Origin of the sequence: Phaeobacter sp. JH20_08, from assembly GCF_048056635.1 — a bacterium.
GTDB lineage: Bacteria > Pseudomonadota > Alphaproteobacteria > Rhodobacterales > Rhodobacteraceae > Phaeobacter > Phaeobacter bryozoorum.
In genome coordinates this window covers 102,722-120,320 of the sequence record NZ_JAYMVV010000006.1, presented here as the reverse complement: position 1 = coordinate 120,320, position 17,599 = coordinate 102,722, and the positions used below count along the sequence as shown (strand labels likewise).

Annotated in this window: 18 protein-coding genes and 1 tRNA gene; 9 read left to right on the top strand and 10 right to left on the bottom strand. The window is 61.2% G+C overall.

The window, feature by feature from the left end:
• The first annotated feature begins 3 nt into the window (after nt 1–3).
• From VWY75_RS07665 to VWY75_RS07655, 3 genes are all read left to right on the top strand, one after another.
• Complete coding sequence (locus tag VWY75_RS07665) at nt 4–1,092, top strand: ATP phosphoribosyltransferase regulatory subunit (RefSeq protein WP_416538228.1); 1,089 nt, start codon at nt 4–6, stop codon at nt 1,090–1,092.
• Entirely contained in the window at nt 1,089–1,781 is a 693-nt protein-coding gene (hisG, locus tag VWY75_RS07660; RefSeq protein ID WP_340546740.1) for an ATP phosphoribosyltransferase, read from the top strand. The genes VWY75_RS07665 and hisG overlap by 4 nt, the downstream gene beginning before the upstream one ends.
• Before the next feature lie 337 nt (nt 1,782–2,118).
• A complete protein-coding gene (locus VWY75_RS07655; RefSeq protein ID WP_416534599.1) occupies nt 2,119–2,781 on the top strand; it encodes a hypothetical protein in 663 nt (220 codons plus the stop codon).
• Nucleotides 2,782–2,836: 55 nt separating this feature from the next.
• Here VWY75_RS07655 and VWY75_RS07650 read toward each other — a convergent pair.
• The 5 genes from VWY75_RS07650 to VWY75_RS07630 all read right to left on the bottom strand — a co-directional run bounded on the left by VWY75_RS07650 (nt 2,837) and on the right by VWY75_RS07630 (nt 7,264).
• Nucleotides 2,837–2,913: transfer RNA gene (locus VWY75_RS07650), tRNA-Pro, on the bottom strand.
• 43 nt (nt 2,914–2,956) lie between these two features.
• The gene (locus VWY75_RS07645) at nt 2,957–3,913 is read right to left on the bottom strand and encodes a DMT family transporter (RefSeq protein WP_416538229.1); all 957 of its coding nucleotides are present in this window, start codon (nt 3,911–3,913) and stop codon (nt 2,957–2,959) included.
• Between the two features lie 211 nt (nt 3,914–4,124).
• On the bottom strand, nt 4,125–5,228 hold the full coding sequence (gene leuB / locus VWY75_RS07640; RefSeq protein ID WP_416538230.1) for a 3-isopropylmalate dehydrogenase: 1,104 nt from the start codon (nt 5,226–5,228) through the stop codon (nt 4,125–4,127).
• 138 nt (nt 5,229–5,366) lie between these two features.
• Nucleotides 5,367–6,434 (bottom strand): endonuclease/exonuclease/phosphatase family protein, encoded by a 1,068-nt coding sequence (locus VWY75_RS07635; RefSeq protein WP_416538231.1) that lies wholly within the window; start codon nt 6,432–6,434, stop codon nt 5,367–5,369.
• Complete coding sequence (locus VWY75_RS07630; RefSeq protein ID WP_416538232.1) at nt 6,431–7,264, bottom strand: hypothetical protein; 834 nt, start codon at nt 7,262–7,264, stop codon at nt 6,431–6,433. The genes VWY75_RS07635 and VWY75_RS07630 overlap by 4 nt, the downstream gene beginning before the upstream one ends.
• Before the next feature lie 380 nt (nt 7,265–7,644).
• Between VWY75_RS07630 and VWY75_RS07625 the strand changes: the two genes are divergently transcribed.
• Nucleotides 7,645–8,619: a DUF2332 domain-containing protein gene (locus tag VWY75_RS07625; RefSeq protein WP_416538233.1), complete on the top strand. Its 975-nt coding sequence runs from the start codon at nt 7,645–7,647 to the stop codon at nt 8,617–8,619.
• A gap of 98 nt (nt 8,620–8,717) precedes the next feature.
• Here VWY75_RS07625 and leuD read toward each other — a convergent pair whose 3' ends face one another.
• Genes leuD through VWY75_RS07610 form a run of 3 tightly spaced genes read right to left on the bottom strand, consistent with a single transcriptional unit; the run spans nt 8,718 to nt 10,893 of the window.
• The gene (gene leuD / locus VWY75_RS07620) at nt 8,718–9,323 is read right to left on the bottom strand and encodes a 3-isopropylmalate dehydratase small subunit (protein ID WP_340546747.1); all 606 of its coding nucleotides are present in this window, start codon (nt 9,321–9,323) and stop codon (nt 8,718–8,720) included.
• A gap of 12 nt (nt 9,324–9,335) precedes the next feature.
• Nucleotides 9,336–10,739 carry a 3-isopropylmalate dehydratase large subunit gene (gene leuC / locus VWY75_RS07615; protein ID WP_416538234.1) on the bottom strand — a complete coding sequence of 468 codons (1,404 nt, stop codon included), beginning with the start codon at nt 10,737–10,739 and terminating at the stop codon, nt 9,336–9,338.
• Nucleotides 10,740–10,794: 55 nt separating this feature from the next.
• Nucleotides 10,795–10,893, bottom strand: coding sequence for an isopropylmalate isomerase (locus tag VWY75_RS07610; protein ID WP_241770621.1), 99 nt, complete (start codon nt 10,891–10,893; stop codon nt 10,795–10,797).
• Between the two features lie 236 nt (nt 10,894–11,129).
• Between VWY75_RS07610 and VWY75_RS07605 the strand changes: the two genes are divergently transcribed.
• The 3 genes from VWY75_RS07605 to rlmH all read left to right on the top strand — a co-directional run bounded on the left by VWY75_RS07605 (nt 11,130) and on the right by rlmH (nt 13,668).
• Nucleotides 11,130–12,530, top strand: coding sequence for a mechanosensitive ion channel family protein (locus VWY75_RS07605; RefSeq protein ID WP_340546749.1), 1,401 nt, complete (start codon nt 11,130–11,132; stop codon nt 12,528–12,530).
• 214 nt (nt 12,531–12,744) lie between these two features.
• On the top strand, nt 12,745–13,113 hold the full coding sequence (gene rsfS, locus VWY75_RS07600; RefSeq protein WP_340546750.1) for a ribosome silencing factor: 369 nt from the start codon (nt 12,745–12,747) through the stop codon (nt 13,111–13,113).
• A gap of 84 nt (nt 13,114–13,197) precedes the next feature.
• Complete coding sequence (rlmH, locus tag VWY75_RS07595) at nt 13,198–13,668, top strand: 23S rRNA (pseudouridine(1915)-N(3))-methyltransferase RlmH (RefSeq protein ID WP_416538235.1); 471 nt, start codon at nt 13,198–13,200, stop codon at nt 13,666–13,668.
• A 46-nt stretch (nt 13,669–13,714) separates the two neighbouring features.
• On the opposite strand, the gene VWY75_RS07590 is transcribed toward rlmH, so the two are convergent.
• Nucleotides 13,715–14,083 (bottom strand): hypothetical protein, encoded by a 369-nt coding sequence (locus VWY75_RS07590; protein WP_416538236.1) that lies wholly within the window; start codon nt 14,081–14,083, stop codon nt 13,715–13,717.
• A 36-nt stretch (nt 14,084–14,119) separates the two neighbouring features.
• On the bottom strand, nt 14,120–14,872 hold the full coding sequence (locus tag VWY75_RS07585; protein WP_416538237.1) for a DUF599 domain-containing protein: 753 nt from the start codon (nt 14,870–14,872) through the stop codon (nt 14,120–14,122).
• Between the two features lie 91 nt (nt 14,873–14,963).
• Between VWY75_RS07585 and VWY75_RS07580 the strand changes: the two genes are divergently transcribed.
• Nucleotides 14,964–16,412 carry an FAD-linked oxidase C-terminal domain-containing protein gene (locus tag VWY75_RS07580; protein WP_340546754.1) on the top strand — a complete coding sequence of 483 codons (1,449 nt, stop codon included), beginning with the start codon at nt 14,964–14,966 and terminating at the stop codon, nt 16,410–16,412.
• An 86-nt stretch (nt 16,413–16,498) separates the two neighbouring features.
• A complete protein-coding gene (locus tag VWY75_RS07575; RefSeq protein ID WP_416538238.1) occupies nt 16,499–17,599 on the top strand; it encodes an FAD-binding protein in 1,101 nt (366 codons plus the stop codon).

Here is a 17,599-nt window from a genome sequence, read left to right as displayed (position 1 = left end):
ACCATGGGTTATCGTCTGAGCGCTCTGTCGCTGGCCGCGCGGCTGCGCATGAGTTTCGAGGCCGCCGGGGCAAGGGTGGTCGAGCCGCCGTTTCTACAGCCTGCCGAAACGCTGCTGGACCTATATGGCGAGGACATTCGCGCCCGTGCCTATGTGACCTCCGATGCGCTGCGCGGGGAACAGATGCTGCGCCCCGATTTCACCGTGCCGGTGGTGCAGATGCACATGAGCCATGGCGCCGAACCGGCGCGTTACACCTATGCGGGCGATGTGTTCCGCCGTCAGGAACATGACGAGGATCGCGCCAATGAATATCTTCAGGTTGGCTATGAGGTCTTCGAACGCAACGATGCCGCCGGTTCTGATGCTGAAGTTTTTGCGCTGATTGCGCTCCAGCTTCGTGATTTGCCGGTGCGTGCGGCTACCGGAGATATCGGTATCCTGATGGCTGCGGTGGAGGGGCTCAACACCACCAGGCTGCGCAAGGCTGCGCTCATGCGCCACATCTGGCGGCCGCGCCGGTTCCGGGCGATGCTTGACCAGTTTGCTGGCCGCGTCCCTGTCGCCGAAAGCCGTCGCAAGCTGTTGTCGACCGAAGGCGTTCTGACCGGGCAAGTGCCTGCGATTGGCAAACGCCGCCCGGCGGAGGTGGATGCGCGCGTCGATGCATTGCGTGCGGATGCAGCCGCCCCGCCGATTGCAGAGAACGAGCTGGCCGCGCTTGAGGCGCTGATGGCGGTGCGGGAGACTATCCCCTATGCCTCGGAACAGCTGCGCGATATCGCCGTGGATCTGCCAGCGATCAACCCGGCGCTTGACCGGCTGGACGCCCGGACAGCCGCGATGAAAGCCCGAGGCATCGATGTGGACAGCCTTGACTTCGAAGCCTCCTACGGGCGGACATCAATGGAGTATTACGATGGTTTCGTGTTCGGGTTTTACGCCGACGCGCGACCCGATCTGCCGGTGATTGCCAGCGGCGGTCGCTATGACGCGCTGACACGGCAGCTGGGGCAGGGAGCAGAGATCCCCGCCGTCGGCGGCGTCGTTCGTCCTGATCTGATGCTGCTCTTGGAAGGGGCACAATCATGAGCCTGAAGCTTGGTGTGCCGTCCAAGGGACGGCTGATGGAAAAGACCTTCGAATGGTTTGCCAAACGCGGCATCATCCTGTCGCGTACCGGGTCAGATCGTGAATATGCCGGTGCGGTTGATGGGATTGACGGCATTGATCTGGTGCTGCTGTCTGCCGGTGAGATGCCGCGCGAACTCGCAGCGGGGCGGATTCACCTGGGCGTCACCGGTACTGATCTGGTGCAGGAAAAACTACCGCTCTGGGAACAGCAGGTCGAAGAGATTGCAGGCCTCGGCTTTGGTCACGCTGACCTGATCCTTGCTGTGCCGCAGATCTGGGTGGATGTCGAGACCATCGACGATCTGGACGCGGTCGCAGCGGCGTTTCGGGCCAAACACGGCCATCGGTTGCGGATCGCCACGAAATACCATCGCCTGGTACGGGAATTCCTGATGGATGCCGGTGTGGCTGACTATCAGCTGGTTGATAGCCAGGGCGCGACCGAAGGGACCGTCAAGAACGAGACCGCCGAAATGGTCGCAGATATCACATCAACGGGGGAGACCCTGCGGGCAAACCATCTGAAGCTGATGTCCGACGGTCTGATCCTGCGGTCGCAGGCAACACTTTGGCGCAGCCGCGTGGCGAAATACAGCGCTGGTGAAAAAGCGTCTCTGAGCGAGCTTCTGAAACGTCTGCACGGTTGATTGCAGCACGCCAACGTCGGCGGCGGGCCTATCGGGCGGATTAGAGCCACATGTCTGCACATGCCTCCGAGAGGCCGCCCGCGCACCCCGTGGCGGCCTCTCTGTTCTTTTGTGGTGGGGGTTCGGTTAGGATCGTTTATCGGCGGCGCGACGGCTTGCGCGCCATTGGATCACGCAGATGTGCATCTCCCGCGAGCGGCGCCGCCAACCGCTCATTTGAAAATCTTCCGTCGGCCTCTACCTGAATACCTTGGACACGGGGGGCGAGGGCCTGTTTGCGTGATCTCAATATTGTGCATCTCGCCTCTCTTGGTCCGATCAACAGGGAGAGACCGATATGATATCAACCAAAGCCGCTGCCAAAGCAGCACTCACCGCTATTCCGCTGCTTTTAGCTGCCAGCCCGGCGGCACTCGCCCAGGACACCAGCATGAGCTTCTTCGTGACCAGCGTCGGTTCGGGAAAAGGCGGCGATCTGGGTGGGCTTGAGGGTGCCGACGCCCATTGCACCAATCTCGCCGAGGCGGCAGGCGTCACTGGCAAAACTTGGCGCGCCTATCTCAGTACCCAGGAAGAGGGCAAGCGTGGTATCTCGGCACGTGACCGGATCGGAAGCGGCCCCTGGCATAACGCCAAAGGGGTGCAGATTGCCGCCAACCTTGATGAGCTGCACCTCAATCCGAATATCGTCAAATCCACAGGGCTGGATGAAAACGGCAATCTGGTGAACGGGCGTGGTGACAAGCCAAATGTTCATGACCTGCTGACAGGGACCATGGCTGACGGCACGGCCTATTTCCCGTGGATGGAAGGCGACAAAACTTGCAGCAACTGGACCAGCTCCGGCGAGGGCAGTGCAACGGTTGGGCATCATGACCGGCATGGTGGCGGCAATACATCTTGGAATGCGGCGCATGACTCGCGCGGCTGCTCGATGGAGGCGCTTGCGATGACCGGAGGAGCCGGCCTCTTCATGTGTTTTGCGACAAACGGCGGCTGACCTGTTCAGACCAAGCCCGAAAAACATAAAAGGCGCCCCAGGGCGCCTTTATATTTGGTCGGAGCGAGAGGATTCGAACCTCCGGCCCCTGCCTCCCGAAGACAGTGCTCTACCAGGCTGAGCTACGCTCCGACCGTGGCGCGGAATTACACGGCAGCGGCTGGATATGCAAGCCCTATTCCGCCGGTTTCTCCGGGCTTTGCCGTTTCAGCATGAGCGACACATTGGTGCCGCCAGCCGTGTACCCACGGGTCCGGGTGCGCAGGACCGGGGTGTTATGCGAACGCCCGCCAAACGCTTCGCGCAACACGATGAAAATGCCGCTGGCAATAATTATCGCGGCACCGACCAGTGTCATCAGGTCGACCTTTTCATTGAACAGAACCACGCTGAATATCGTTGCCCAGATGATCTGTGAATATTGCATGGGGGCGACAATCGCCGCCTCGCCAATGGTATAGGCGCTGACCGTCAGTAGGGTCGCGCAAAACCCGAACAGAGCGACGACCGCGATCCCGCTGAAGGTCACGCCATCCATCGGGACGTAGACCAGCGGCAGAGCCAGGCCCATAACCGCAAAGGTCATCAGCATCGGGTAGATCATCAATACCACCCGGCGTTCGTCGGCGCTGATTTTACGCAGTACAACCGATTGGAAGGCCGCACAGAGTGCGGCGAAGAGCGCCGCCGCATGACCGAGGCCAAAGCTGGTCGCACCAGGGCGCAAAACCACCATAACGCCGATGAACCCGACCACAACGGCCGCCAGCCGTGGCAAGCCGACACGTTCGCCCAGAATCGGGATCGACAGCAGTGTAATCAGAAGCGGCGTGGCAAATAGCAGGGCATAGGTCTCGGCGAGCGGCAGCTCTGAAAACGCATAAAAGGCGCTGGCCGGAATCACCGCCATCGTCGCCGACCGTGCCGTCATCCACCAGGGGTGGACCGGTCGCAGGTGGCCTTGGGTTGCATCCTTGACCAGCATTAGTACCAGCAGCGGAAATGACAGAAGACTGCTGAAGAACACCAGCTGAATCGGCGACACATCTGCGCCAAGCACCTTTACCACCACGTCGTGGGTTGAAAATATCGCATAGGCCAAAAGAGCAAGCAGGGCGGCTTTTATGTTCATGGGACAATCCGACTAAGCGCAACAGGGCGGGGAGCTTTTGCACTATAGCGCTAACATTATCAGGAAAATACTAAAACCCGTTCGCGCGCATGGAGCCGCACGCTCTTGGTTCGCCGGCCTCCTGCACCGCGGATATGAAGGTCCGGCGAGGGCTGGCTACGGTGCTGCGAGGGCCCGATATGGCCCTCGCGCTGATCAATGGACCGAAACCTTACAGGCTCGCGTCGAGGGCGCCGATGATCGCATCGCCCATGTCCGAGGTGCTGATCGGCGATACGCCTTCTTCGCCCAGCAGGTCGGCGGTGCGGTGGCCATCAGCAAGGACTTTTTCGACCGCCGCTTCAAGACGATCAGCCTCGGCGCCCTGATCAAAGCTGTAGCGCAGCGCCATGGCAAAGCTGAGGATACAGGCGATCGGGTTGGCCTTGCCCTGGCCCGCGATATCCGGGGCGGAGCCATGAACCGGCTCGTAAAGCGCTTTCGGACGGCCATTGGCCATCGGTGCGCCAAGGGACGCAGAGGGCAACATGCCCAGGCTGCCGGTTAGCATAGCAGCACAGTCGGACAGGATGTCACCGAACAGGTTGTCGGTCAGGATCACGTCAAACTGCTTGGGTGCGCGCACCAGCTGCATGGCGCCATTATCGGCATACATGTGGGACAGCTCGACCTCGGGATAGTCCGCAGCAACGCGGGTCACCACCTCGCGCCACAGGATGCCGGATTCCATCACGTTGGCTTTTTCCATCGAGCAGAGTTTCCTGTTCCGGCGCATCGCCAGTTCGAACGCAGAGCGGGCGGCGCGCTCGATCTCCGACTCCGTATAGCGCTGGGTATTGATGCCGACGCGCTCATTGCCCTCTTCGAAGATGCCGCGCGGCTCGCCGAAATAGACGCCGGAGGTCAGTTCGCGCACGATCATGATATCGAGACCCGCGACGATATCCTTCTTCAGCGAGGAGAAATCCGCCAGCGCGTCAAAGCACTGCGCCGGGCGCAGGTTGGAGTAGAGATCCATCTCCTTGCGCAGGCGCAGCAGCCCACGCTCCGGCTTCACAGAGAAGTCGAGATCGTCGTATTTCGGGCCACCCACGGCGCCCAGCAGGACAGCGTCGACCTCTTGCGCCTTTGCCATGGTCTCATCCGCCAGCGGTTTGCCGTGCACGTCATAGGCGGCACCACCGACCAGATCCTCGCTCACATCGAACTGTAGATCGCGCTTTTCGCCATACCAGGTAATGACCTTGCGGACCTCGGCCATGACTTCGGGGCCGATCCCGTCGCCGGGCAGAATCAGAATCGATGGGTTGGACATAGGGATACTCCTTGAAAGCTTGCAGCCGGGGGTAACGGCACATCGCCCGTGGGTCAATGTTCCGGGCGCATATAGCGCGCCATCGCTTTGTTTTTATGGCTGAGAGGGCGGTTCCCGCGCCATCTTGTTGCCGTGACCTTAGTTCTGGATTTGCAAATCTGTCCAGACCAGAGCGTGACGGCTGGCAGGGCGCTCAGAACCGCTATAGCGATCCGCGATGTCTTCGGCCCATATCAGTCCCGAGGCGACGACCTGCGCAGACTGTGACGGGAGGATATAGTCTACGCGCATACGGCCGGATCTGCCCCAGTTTACGGTTTCCGCGCCTCCGGTCTGATCCACCGGGCGTGGGTCCTGTAGTCTTGGGTCGCGGAGCAGATCTGCAATGGCCTGCCGATAGCCAGCCCCCCGGTCGGGATCAAGGTTCGCACCGCCAGCGATAACCCAGGGTTCGGGGGGAACGGGGCCAAGCCGGCCATCCAGCAACACCTGCCAGAGCCGGATCTCATCCCGGTTGCGCAACGCGTTACGACCCTCAGGGCCGTCAAACAGCGGCGGTGTCGCCTGAAAGGTCAGGACAGACAGTTCAGAACCATCGGGCAACAGGATCGGGACGATCCAATGGCCGGTGCTTGGCAGGCGCTGGATCGCTAGCGCCTGTGGGCTGGGAAACGGACGACCATCGGGGTGGGCAGGAAGGATGGCTCCGGGAAGATCCCGCCACAGCAGATCGGAGAGATCGCGCGCCTTGGCATGCAGGATCGGAAACCGCGACAGCAACGCAAGCCCGCCCTGTCCGGTGAACCGGCCATAGCCCTGCGCATCCCGGGCGGTCGAAGGCTCCCCGTCTCCGTCCATGTCCAGCCCGGTGTGCACCCCGCTATTGGGACGTGGGGCATAGATGTGATCATAGCGGGGCAGGCGTTTGTCCAGCTGATCGCGCAGCTCGGCGATGGCGTGACCATCGTGATCCCAATCAATGCCCTGCAACAGCAGGATATCAGCCTCTGCCGCACTTAGGCTGTCCAGAATGGCGGTGATTTGTGGATCTTCGCCGCGGCGCAGATCGCGCAGCAATAAACCCGGCCCCTTGCGCGACAGCTCGGTGTTGAAACTGGCGATACGGATCAGTGGCTTGACCTGGGGCTGGGCATGACAAATCAGCGGAAAGAGGGCGGCCAACAGCAGGGTGGCCAGCGCTCTCATGCGGTCTGCAACGCCTCGGAACTGGCGTAAGCGGCGCGGCGCTTCTGTGCGATCAGGTCGGAGACGCGCAGCATGGCAAGACCGCGCATCACCATGGAGGTAGGCACAAACGCCCAGGCGGCGACGACCCAGACCAGCGTCTGCGGGGCGGACAAAAGACCGGGATCGACCAGGCCCGAGGCCAGTTTCACAACGGCCGGGAGCGCAAAGGGAAAAAGCACCCCGCCAACAATATTGATGCGCGCATCCCGTTGCAGTCGTTCGACCACATCGCCGCCGGTTGTCGGGTCGAAGAGCGGCAGATTTGTCCAGACGTTGAATGGCCCATTGCCGAGCGGCCAGTCATAAAGCCGGATCGCCAAAGCAAAACCAGTGATCGCAAGCAGTGCAACGATATAGGTCAGCGCTGCCGCTGCCATCACCCGGGTCACCAGTTCAGGCTCCACATGCGCTGGCATCATCAACCCGATAAGCTGGACGGGGGAAAAGGCAAAATCCAGCGTAGTTCCTAACCAGGACGCCAGCCCATGCACCAGCGACGTCAGGGCTGTTGCCTCGATCGGGTGGCGCGCCAGCAGACTGACCAGGATGACAATCAGCGCCAAGGCGATAAACCGCATTCGGTTCAGCGGCGGGGCTTCGCGAAACTCGACGAAACTGGGGTAGCTTGAGAAATATTCGGCAAAAGTCAGCGCCGCTGCGAGGATCGCAAGAAGGGCAATCACCTCCGGTGATCTGGTTGCCGTATCCGGCAACAACAGCGATGGCATTGCGATCAACAATGCAACAAAGATGCCGCGGATGGCCGCGCCTGTAATCCGTGCAATCACGCTTCGATCCCTTCAAACTGGACTGGCCGGTGCATTGCCGTGCCGTTGTTCCAACTTGATGCTCGGAGTCGTTTCTTGGTGAAACGTTGCTGCCGAGCGCTGCCTCATTTCTGCCTTATTTCTGCCTGTCAGCGGGAATTTGCTCAAGTTTGATGACGTGATTTGGGATCCTTCCGTGTACTTTGGGTCGCAGACTGGTGCCGGTTTGCATCAGTTGCATATCTTGAGTTGCAATGAAAACAATGGCTTATCGACTTCTTCACAAGATATTGTGGAATGTCAGCCGTAAAGGGCTAGTAGAATCGTTTCACGGGACGAGGGGACGCAGCTCAGTCCAGTCAGCGCACTGACAACCGCCGCACCATCTGACCGGGGGAGCCATGACCAGCGAGATTGCCGCACGTTACACCAGATTCGCGCAGGTGGAGGCTGCAGGCCAGTCGCTGATTTACGAACGGCTTGCATTGCAGGTAGCCCGCTCGCCGCGCTGTCTGGCGTTCCTGTCAGCGCTCCCTGCGGATCGCCAGCAACCGAATCTGCTGTTCGCGGCACTGCGTTCGGTTACAGGCGATATCCCATGCGATGACCGGCTGGATAGGGCAATCCACAAGCAGGGGGATGATATCGCAGCCGTGATGCTGTGCCGGACAACCCAGACGAACGAGCCGGGACGCTGTGCGGTCCTGTTGCCCGTATTGGCCCAGATCACGGGACCGATTGCCCTGATTGAGGTCGGAGCATCCGCAGGGCTTTGTCTGTTGCCGGACTACTATGGCTATGATTGGGAACGTTATCAGCTGCCGCCGTCGCAGCAAATCGGGGTCCGTGCCCCTGTGATGATCTGCAATGCGTCACCCGGTACACCTTTGCCGCGGGCGCATCCCGAAATCATCTGGCGCGCGGGGCTGGATCTGAACCCGCTTGATGTCAATTGCAAGGCGGATGTCCGCTGGCTCGAACACCTGATATGGCCCGAACATCAGTCGCGCCTCGACAGGCTGCGCGCCGCTATCGCCGTTGCCAGGAAGGCTCCTCCGTCGATTGTCGCCGGGGATCTGACCCAGGATCTGCCTGCTCTAATTGCCAAGGCACCTTCCGAGGCGACGGTTGTCGTCTTTCATACAGCGGTGGTGACTTATGTTGCCGATCAGGGCCAGCGCGACGCCTTCGCGGAAATGATGTTGAACAGCGGGGCGATCTGGATCAGCAACGAGGGTACGCGGGTCTTCCCGCAGTTTGCGGACCGTGCGGGACCGGTGCGGGACAATATGTTTCTGCTGACGCAGAATGGCCATCCGCTGGCCTGGACCGGCCCGCATGGCCAGGCGATCGAGTGGCTGCCAGAAAATCGTTGAAACCTCGAGTTTGCCGATTTTCGCCCGCGATCCGCCTCATTGAAAAAGCCGCCCATGCGGGGCGGCTTTTCTGTGCATAGTCGGTTTGAACCGTCGGGTCAGACCCAGGGGCGCTCCTGCGCGGCCTTGTCTTCAAAGCTGGCGATGGACGCGGATTTTTCCAAGGTCAGGCCGATATCATCCAGCCCGTTCAGCAGACAGTGCTTGCGGTGACCGTCGACTTCAAATGCGACGACTTCGCCGTCGGAGGTGGTGATTTCCTGTGCTTCCAGATCCACGGTCATACGGGCATTCTCACCCTTCTCCGCGTCCTTCATCAGCAGATCAACCTGCTCCTGCGGCAATACGATGGGCAGGATCCCGTTTTTGAAGCAGTTGTTGTAGAAGATGTCCGCAAAGGAGGTCGAGATCACGCATTTGATACCGAAATCCTTGATCGCCCAGGGCGCATGTTCGCGCGAGGAGCCACATCCAAAGTTGTCGCCTGCAACCAGAATCTCGGCGTTGCGATACTGCGGCTTGTTCAGCACGAAATCCGCAATCTCAGACCCGTCGCGGTTGTAGCGCATCTCATCGAACAGATTCTTGCCGAACCCGGTGCGCTGAATGGACTTCAGAAACACCTTCGGGATGATCATGTCGGTGTCGATATTGACGAGCGGCATCGGTGCGGCGACGCCGGTGAGTTTTTGAAACTTATCCATTGGGCGTATTCCTTACATCAGCTCGCGAATATCGGTCAGCTTGCCGGTCAGCGCGGCAGCGGCAGCCATGGCAGGCGACACCAGATGGGTGCGGCCCTTGTAGCCCTGACGCCCCTCGAAATTGCGGTTCGAAGTGGCGGCGCAACGCTCGCCCTCGGACAGCTGATCGGGGTTCATAGCCAGACACATGGAACAACCCGCAAGGCGCCATTCAAACCCGGCCTCGGCAAAGATCTCGGCCAGGCCTTCCTCCTCGGCCTGAGCGCGCACCAGACCGGAACCCGGTACGATCATCGCCCGCATGCCTTCCTTGATCTTCTTGCCCTTCACCACCTCGGCAACAGCGCGCAGATCTTCGATGCGGCCATTGGTGCAGGAGCCGATGAACACGGTGTCGATTTCGATGTCAGTGAGCTTCTGGCCGGGGGTCAGCCCCATGTATTCGATCGAGCGGCGCGCGGCTTCAACCTTGCCGCCCTCGAAATCCTCGGGGTTCGGCACCACGCCGGTGATCGGCAGCACGTCCTCAGGGCTGGTGCCCCAGGTCACAACCGGCTCGATATCTTCGCCCTTCAGGGTGACGACCTTGTCGAAATGAGCGCCCTCGTCGGTGTAAAGCGTCTTCCACCAGTTCAGCGCCGCTTCCCACTGGGCGCCCTTCGGGGCGTGCGGGCGACCTTTGACATAGTCAAAGGTGGTCTCGTCCGGTGCGATCAGGCCCGCGCGAGCGCCGCCTTCGATTGCCATGTTGCAGACGGTCATGCGGCCTTCCATCGACAGGTCGCGGATCGCTTCACCGCAGTATTCGATGACATAGCCGGTGCCGCCGGCGGTGCCGGTCTCGCCGATCACCGCCAGGGTGATGTCCTTGGCAGTCACACCCGGCTTCAGCTTGCCGGTGATCTCCACCTTCATGTTCTTGGACTTTTTCTGGATCAGCGTCTGGGTGGCCAGCACATGCTCCACCTCTGAGGTGCCGATGCCATGTGCCAGCGCGCCGAAGGCACCGTGGGTGGCGGTGTGGCTGTCGCCGCAGACCACGGTCATGCCGGGCAGGGTCCAACCCTGTTCCGGGCCGACAATGTGCACGATGCCCTGGCGGACGTCATCCACCGGGTAGTAATGCACGCCGAATTCGCGGGCGTTCTTGTCGAGCGCCTCGACCTGAATACGGCTTTCCTCGTTCTCGATGCCTTTGGCGCGGTCGAGCGTGGTCGGCACGTTATGGTCCGGCACCGCGATGGTCTTCTCGGGCGCGTGCACTTTGCGGCCCGCCATGCGCAGGCCTTCGAACGCCTGCGGGCTGGTCACTTCGTGAACCAGGTGGCGGTCGATATAGAGCAGGCAGGTGCCATCCTCTGCTTCATGCGCGACATGCGCATCCCAGATTTTATCGTAGAGCGTCTTGGGGGACATGAGTCCTCTCCCGTAGTTTTTGGAATGTAGCTGGCAAAAGGGCTTGGCGGCAGCCTTATAGCCGCGCCAGAACCGTGCGGGCGGCGCCAAAGAACCGTTCGCGCAGGCGCGCGCGGTCTTGCAGTTCGATATGATGGGCCAAAACGAGCGTCATGAGCGCTGGGATACCGCGCTACGCCACGGCAATCAAGATTCGTTCTGAGCGGCCAGCCCGTCATGACCGTGCCATTCGCCCGGCGCGCGTCGTGCCAATGGCGGTCAATGAAGCTCCTGTCGCCGGGTGGGCGGACCTACCGCGTTGCAAAAACAACCAAATCTTTGACAGGCCTGGCCGCGACCCCTTGCTTTTGGCAGGTCTCTATCGGCATCCTGAGAAGCAGGAGGCGCGTCATGGAAGAACTGGAACTGCCAGCAACGGTGGTCACGCTTTGGGATCAGATCCTGCATGTCGTGGAGTTGGGGCTGACGCCCGGCTGGCGGCAGTATCAGATCGCCATCATCATATGTCTCTTCATCGTCGCCTATGTTCTGAGGCTCGTGACGCAGCCGGGCTGGGACCGCTGGGCCAGATCCAGAAGCGGCTGGCCCAAGTGGCGCTTGCGGGTTCTGGTGCAGGTACTGCGGCGCATCACCCTGATTTACTTCGTTATTCTTTGCTGGGGCACCTATGTCGTCATGCAGCAGATGACCTGGCCCTCGCGAAGTTACCTGATCGGTGTTGCGGCAACGCTGGGGGTGGCCTGGCTGATGATCGGGTTTCTGGCCCGATTCGTGCATAACCGGACATTGCGCCGTCTGGTGACATGGTCGCTGTGGATCTACGCCACGCTGGTCGCGCTCAACCTTGTCGATGACGTGGCGCAGTTCCTCGATGGGGTCGCGCTGGATATCGGGTCCATGCACCTGTCGTTGCTTGCGGTCCTGAAAGCCTGTGTTCTGGGGGCGGTGCTGCTGACGATGGCGCGGCTCGGGACGCAGGCCGCAGCCGGTGGCTTGCGCCGGAACGAGGATATCTCGCCGTCGATGCAGGTCCTGATGGGCAAGGCTGTGCAGGTTGTGCTCTATGGTTTGGCTTTGCTGTTCAGCATTCGCGCCATCGGATTCGATCTTACCGGGCTTGCAGTCCTGTCCGGCGCGATCGGTGTCGGTATCGGGTTCGGCCTGCAAAAAGTAGTGTCGAACCTGGTCTCGGGAATCATTATCCTGATGGACCGGTCGATCAAACCGGGTGATGTGATTTCGCTGGGCGAGACCTTTGGCTGGATCAATGCGCTTGGCGCCCGTTACGTATCCGTGGTGACCCGCGACGGGCGTGAATATCTGATCCCGAACGAGGATTTTATCACCAGCCAGGTGGTCAACTGGTCCCATTCGGACCGATTCGTACGGCTCGATCTGAATTTTGGCACCGGTTACAATGATGACCCGCATGAGGTGCGCCGCGTCGCCATCGAGGCCACAAAAACGGTGGGTCGGGTGCTCAGCGGTGGCAAGCGTGCCCCCGTCTGCCACATCGTCGGCTTTGGCGACAGCAGCGTGGATTACGTCCTGCGTTTCTGGATCAGCGATCCGACCGGCGGTCTGACGAATATTCGCGGCAATGTCTATCTGGCGCTCTGGGACGCCTTTAAAGGCGCCGGAATCTCCATACCTTTCCCACAACGGGAAGTGCGCGTCCTGAACGACGCACTGCCGGTCGCAATGCAGGATACGGAGGCACGGCGGGGCGGCGGCACAGTGGATGGTTCGGGGGCAGGCCCAGAAGCCGCCGCGCGGCCAATTCAGGACTGACATCACCCGGCCGCACGACCATGCGTTTCGCGCTGCTTTCACGCCTGCACAAGACGCATAGCCGCCGACCATCAAGCTTCATTGAAAAACCGCTTGTAGCTTGCTACATTAACTCAACCCCAGCGCCGGGGGACCGGCGGCGCGCTACAAGGAGGACAATGTCCTGTCACCCGAACCTCAGGCGGCCCCAGATGCTGGTCGCGGAGTGGCCGTAATGGCTACCACATCACAGCCAACCAGCGACGAGCTGCTGGCGCGTGTTCTTTCCTCGCTGAATGACGACAAGGCCGAAGATGTTGTGCAGATCGACCTGCGCGGCAAAACGGCTATTGGCGACCATATGGTCATCGCCTCGGGTCGCTCGACCCGTCAGGTGGCGTCGATGGCTGAAAAGCTGGCCGACCGCCTGAAGCAAGACTATGGCATGGTCTGCAAGGTCGAAGGCAAGGACACCGGCGACTGGGTGCTGATCGATACCGGCGATATCATCGTCCATCTGTTCCGCCCGGAAGTGCGCGAATTCTATCAGCTCGAAAAAATGTGGCTGCCCGCAGGCACGTCACCAGCCCAGAGCGAGAACTGATCCAGCGACGGGATCCGGTTCCAAGAGATCGGTCCGCGCAGCTCGTCCTTTGCGTCTGGCGCGGACCCGTATCGAAAGTTCCTCATGCGACTCCATTTCTGTGTGGTCGGGCGCCTCAGGGCCAGCCCGGAAAAGCAGCTGATCGACGATTATATCGAGCGTTTTGACCGTACCGGTCGTGCGCTGGGTCTGGGTCCCTGCCGGATCGTTGAAGTTGAGGACAAGAAAAACGCAGGCATGGCCGCTGAGGCGGAACTGCTGCGCAAGGCAATCCCCAAGGGGGCTGTCATCTGCGTGTTGGACGAGCGTGGCAAGCTGCTCAGCTCGCCGGATTTCTCCAAACGTCTGTCTGATTGGCGCGATACCGGCCGTCAGGATGTTGCCTTTGTGATCGGCGGGGCGGACGGCATTGATCCGAGCCTGCGCGCCGAAGCCGATTTTTCAATTTCATTAGGCAAGATGGTCTGGCCGCATATGCTGGTGCGGGTGCTGCTGGCAGAACAGGTCTATCGTGCCGCAACCATACTGGCGGGCAGCCCCTATCACCGGGTTTAGCAGGCGCATCGCGTCTGGTGCGCAGGCACCGGCCACCGCGCGGCGTTCAGCATGAGGTGCAGGTCAGGCGGAGCGTATATGTTGTCTCAGCCCAGCCGTCGACATTGCAGCGCGCCTGAATGAGGACGCTGTCCAGCCCGTCTGGTATCGCCACCCCGGCCAGTGATCTGGTGAATGGCTGTTCGTTGACATGCGGATGCGCCAGTTCCCTCAGGCCCAGCACATTCCCGTCCATATCGAGCACCCGCCAGCCGTCGGCATAGTGACCCCAGCCGGTATCGGGATGGCGCAGGGTGACGCTGATGCGCCAGCTGCCAGCTGTCTGCTGCGCGGCAGCATCAGTTATTTGCGGATCATCGGCCAGCGCCGCCGCAGGCAGGCTTACCGCCACGAGCAAGGCGAAGAGTTTTGTCATGGCGCGAGTATAGGTCCGAAGCCTGCCGCGGTAATGTCACAACTCTGTGTTGGCAGCGGATCCTGAGGGTTCGTTTAAGGGTGGGGTCGCGTTTGCCGGGACCCGCTGCAGAATCTGGCGGGACTGCGAGGCAAATTCCCGCCGATAAAGCACCGCAAAGGTCACGATTGTCGCCGCAACCAGCGCCCATGGTCCGATCAGCCATGCGACGGCGGCGAGCGCGAAATAGGTGGACCGCATGGCGCGGTTGAAACTGCGCGCGGCGGTGATGCTCAGGTCTGCTGCCTGTCGCGCGCGGGGATAGGCACGGGGGTCGGCGTCGGTATTGGGCACAGCGGCCATCAGCACAAAACAATAGCCGAACAGCCGATGCGCCCAGACATATTTCAGGAACGCATTGGACAACAGCAACAGCACCAAAAGGATTTTGACATCCCAGACAAAGGCAGGCGCGCTCTCCAGACTGAGATCCTGCGCCACACCGGCCAGTTGATCGGTATTGCCGATCAGTGCCAGCCCTCCGCCGATGGCGATCATCGAGGCAGAGGCAAAGAACGCGCTGCCTTGTCGCAGATTTGCGATCAGCTGGGCGTCGAAGATGCGGGGATCACGCTGCACCATCTGAATCATCCAGGCATGGCGGAACTCGGCCATCAGGCCAGAGACCGAGGGATGCTCCGAAGTGGCGTGTTCAATGCGCCAGCCGATGCCGATCCAGCAGAGCATCAACAACAGGCAGGCCGCCAGATCTAGGGGCGAAAACAGGGCGATACGGTCAGGCAGTGTCATGGCTCGACCCTACCTCCGGAACTCGGGGCTTGCCAGATCGGATAATTGGTAATATTAGTTTACCAAATTTAGCAATCCACAGGAGAGCCCCATGGAGATGCCAGCCCCGGATCAGACCGTCCTGTCGCGCAAGGCTGAACTTGTTTCGCGTCTTTCTGCTGTGTTGCCTGCGGATGCGCTGGTCGAAGATCCCGCAGAGACGCGGGCCTACGAATGTGATGCGCTGACCGCCTACAAATGCCCGCCGATGCTGGTGGTGCTGCCGCGGAGCACGCAAGAGGTCTCGGATGTGCTGCGGATCTGCCACGAGGCAGGCGTGCCGGTGGTCCCGCGCGGGGCCGGGACGTCGCTGGCCGGCGGGGCGCTGCCAACGGCCGATTGTGTCCTTCTGGGCGTCGCGCGGATGAACGCGGTGCTGGAAACGGATTACGACAACCGCATTATCCGGGTGCAAACCGGTCGCACCAACCTGAGTGTTTCGGGCGCGGTGGAGGAACAGGATTTCTTCTATGCTCCTGATCCGTCCTCGCAGCTGGCCTGCGCCATCGCCGGCAATATCGCGATGAACTCCGGTGGCGCGCATTGTCTCAAATACGGTGTGACCACCAACAACCTCATGGGTGTCACCATGGTGATGATGGATGGCACCGTGGTCGAGATCGGCGGCGCCCATCTGGATGCGGGCGGGCTGGATCTGCTGGGTGTGATCTGCGGCAGTGAAGGGCAGCTGGGCGTGGTGACCGAGGCGACCCTGCGGATCCTGCGCAAACCCGAAGGCGCGCGCCCGGTGCTGATCGGTTATGACAGCAACGAGGTGGCGGGGGCCTGCGTCAGCGATATCATCAGGGCAGGGGTTCTGCCGGTTGCGATCGAATTCATGGACCGGCCCTGCATCGAGGCCTGCGAGGCCTTTGCCAAGGCGGGTTACCCGATGTGCGAGGCGCTGTTGATCATCGAGGTCGAAGGTAGCGACGCGGAAATTGACCTCCAGCTGAGCCTGATCACCGAGATAGCCCGTTCGCACAATCCGGTGGAGCTGCGCGAGGCGCGTGACAGCGACGAGGCCGCGCGGATCTGGCTGGGCCGAAAATCGGCCTTCGGGGCGATGGGGCAGATCAACGACTATATGTGTCTGGATGGCACGATCCCTGTCACCGCGCTGCCGCTTGTCCTGCGCCGCATTGGGGAAATGAGCCGGGAGTTCGGACTGGACGTCGCCAATGTGTTCCATGCGGGCGATGGCAATATGCACCCGCTGATCCTGTTCGATGCCAACAAGCCCGGCGATCTGGAGACCTGCGAAGCCTTTGGTGCCGAAATCCTGAAGCTCTGCGTGGAGGTGGGCGGATGCCTCACCGGAGAGCATGGCGTGGGGATCGAAAAGCGCGATCTGATGCTGCATCAGTACCGGCCCGCCGATATCGAGGCGCAGCTGCGGGTGAAAGATGTGTTCGATCCGAAATGGCTGCTCAACCCGGCGAAAGTATTCCCGCTGTCCACGACGCAAAGCAGACGCGCGCCCGCAATCGCGGCTCAGTAACTGATGGTAGTCGACAGGCCCCGATGCGGGCCTGTTGCGGGGGCCTTGCCCCCACACCCCCAGAGTATTTTTGAAAAGGTGAAATCATGACACCTCAGAGTGAGGCCGAACTGGCCGAGATTATTGCGGGGGCCAAGGGGCCTTTGAGTATCCGAGGCAGCGGCACCCGTGGTATCGCCGACAACGGCGCGCCGCTGTCGGTCGCGGGGTTGAGCGGTGTCACCCTTTACGAGCCGGGAGCGTTGACGCTTGTTGTGCAGGCGGGCACACCGGTTGAGGAGGTAAAGCAGATACTGGCAGGTGAAAACCAGCGCCTTGCCTTTGAGCCGATGGACCATCGCGGACTGCTTGGAACCGACGGCGCGCCCACTATGGGCGGTGTGTTTGCCGCCAATATCTCCGGTCCCCGCCGCATCCAATGTGGTGCGGCGCGCGATTTCCTGTTGGGGGTGCGGTTTGTGGACGGCCGCGGTGACGTGCTGAGCAACGGTGGCCGGGTCATGAAGAATGTCACCGGCTATGATCTGGTCAAGCTGATGGCCGGTGCCCATGGCACTCTGGGTGTGCTGAGTGAGCTGTCGTTGAAAGTCTTGCCCAAGGCTGAAGCCTGCGGAACCGTGGCGGTTGACGTCGCCGATCTGGCAACAGCAGTGGCGGCCATGTCGCTTGCGCTGGGCTCTCCTTATGATGTGACCGGGGCCGCCTATGATCCGGATGCGCGAAGGGCCTATATCCGGCTTGAGGGGTTTGAGGCCTCCGTTGCCTACCGTGCCGAAGCCCTGGCGAAGGAGTTGGCTGGATTTGGCGCCCCGGAGATCTCTCTTGGTGAGAGCACCGCATTGTGGGAGGGGGTTCGCGATGTGGCAACTTTCCACGACAAACCGGGCGATGTCTGGCGTATTTCGGTGAAACCCTCCGACGCGGTGGCGCTGGCGCCCGCGCTGCGGGCGGAGGCTTTGCAGTTTGACTGGGGCGGCGGGCTGATCTGGGCGCTGGTGCCCGAGGGGACTGACCTGCGGGCGCGGATCGGCGTGCCAGGCCATGCAACGCTGGTGCGGGCGTCTGCTCAAACCCGGCAGCAGCTGGGACAATTTCATCCGCAACCTGCCACGCTTGGCGCGATATCTGCGGGGCTGCGCCAGCAGTTCGATCCGCGCGGCATTCTTAATCCGGGACTGATGGGGTAG

Bases quoted from the DNA above. Each gene is read 5' to 3' on its own strand.
- leuC (WP_416538234.1), bottom strand. From the start codon at position 10,739: ATGTCCCCCAAGACGCTCTACGATAAAATCTGGGATGCGCATGTCGCG.
- rsfS (WP_340546750.1), top strand. From the start codon at position 12,745: ATGGCTACCACATCACAGCCAACCAGCGACGAGCTGCTGGCGCGTGTT.
- VWY75_RS07610 (WP_241770621.1), bottom strand. From the start codon at position 10,893: ATGACGCTCGTTTTGGCCCATCATATCGAACTGCAAGACCGCGCGCGC.
- VWY75_RS07645 (WP_416538229.1), bottom strand. From the start codon at position 3,913: ATGAACATAAAAGCCGCCCTGCTTGCTCTTTTGGCCTATGCGATATTT.
- leuD (WP_340546747.1), bottom strand. From the start codon at position 9,323: ATGGATAAGTTTCAAAAACTCACCGGCGTCGCCGCACCGATGCCGCTC.
- VWY75_RS07580 (WP_340546754.1), top strand. From the start codon at position 14,964: ATGGAGATGCCAGCCCCGGATCAGACCGTCCTGTCGCGCAAGGCTGAA.
- VWY75_RS07605 (WP_340546749.1), top strand. From the start codon at position 11,130: ATGGAAGAACTGGAACTGCCAGCAACGGTGGTCACGCTTTGGGATCAG.
- VWY75_RS07585 (WP_416538237.1), bottom strand. From the start codon at position 14,872: ATGACACTGCCTGACCGTATCGCCCTGTTTTCGCCCCTAGATCTGGCG.
- VWY75_RS07590 (WP_416538236.1), bottom strand. From the start codon at position 14,083: ATGACAAAACTCTTCGCCTTGCTCGTGGCGGTAAGCCTGCCTGCGGCG.
- VWY75_RS07635 (WP_416538231.1), bottom strand. From the start codon at position 6,434: ATGAGAGCGCTGGCCACCCTGCTGTTGGCCGCCCTCTTTCCGCTGATT.
- leuB (WP_416538230.1), bottom strand. From the start codon at position 5,228: ATGTCCAACCCATCGATTCTGATTCTGCCCGGCGACGGGATCGGCCCC.
- VWY75_RS07655 (WP_416534599.1), top strand. From the start codon at position 2,119: ATGATATCAACCAAAGCCGCTGCCAAAGCAGCACTCACCGCTATTCCG.
- VWY75_RS07665 (WP_416538228.1), top strand. From the start codon at position 4: ATGGGTTATCGTCTGAGCGCTCTGTCGCTGGCCGCGCGGCTGCGCATG.
- VWY75_RS07575 (WP_416538238.1), top strand. From the start codon at position 16,499: ATGACACCTCAGAGTGAGGCCGAACTGGCCGAGATTATTGCGGGGGCC.
- hisG (WP_340546740.1), top strand. From the start codon at position 1,089: ATGAGCCTGAAGCTTGGTGTGCCGTCCAAGGGACGGCTGATGGAAAAG.
- rlmH (WP_416538235.1), top strand. From the start codon at position 13,198: ATGCGACTCCATTTCTGTGTGGTCGGGCGCCTCAGGGCCAGCCCGGAA.
- VWY75_RS07625 (WP_416538233.1), top strand. From the start codon at position 7,645: ATGACCAGCGAGATTGCCGCACGTTACACCAGATTCGCGCAGGTGGAG.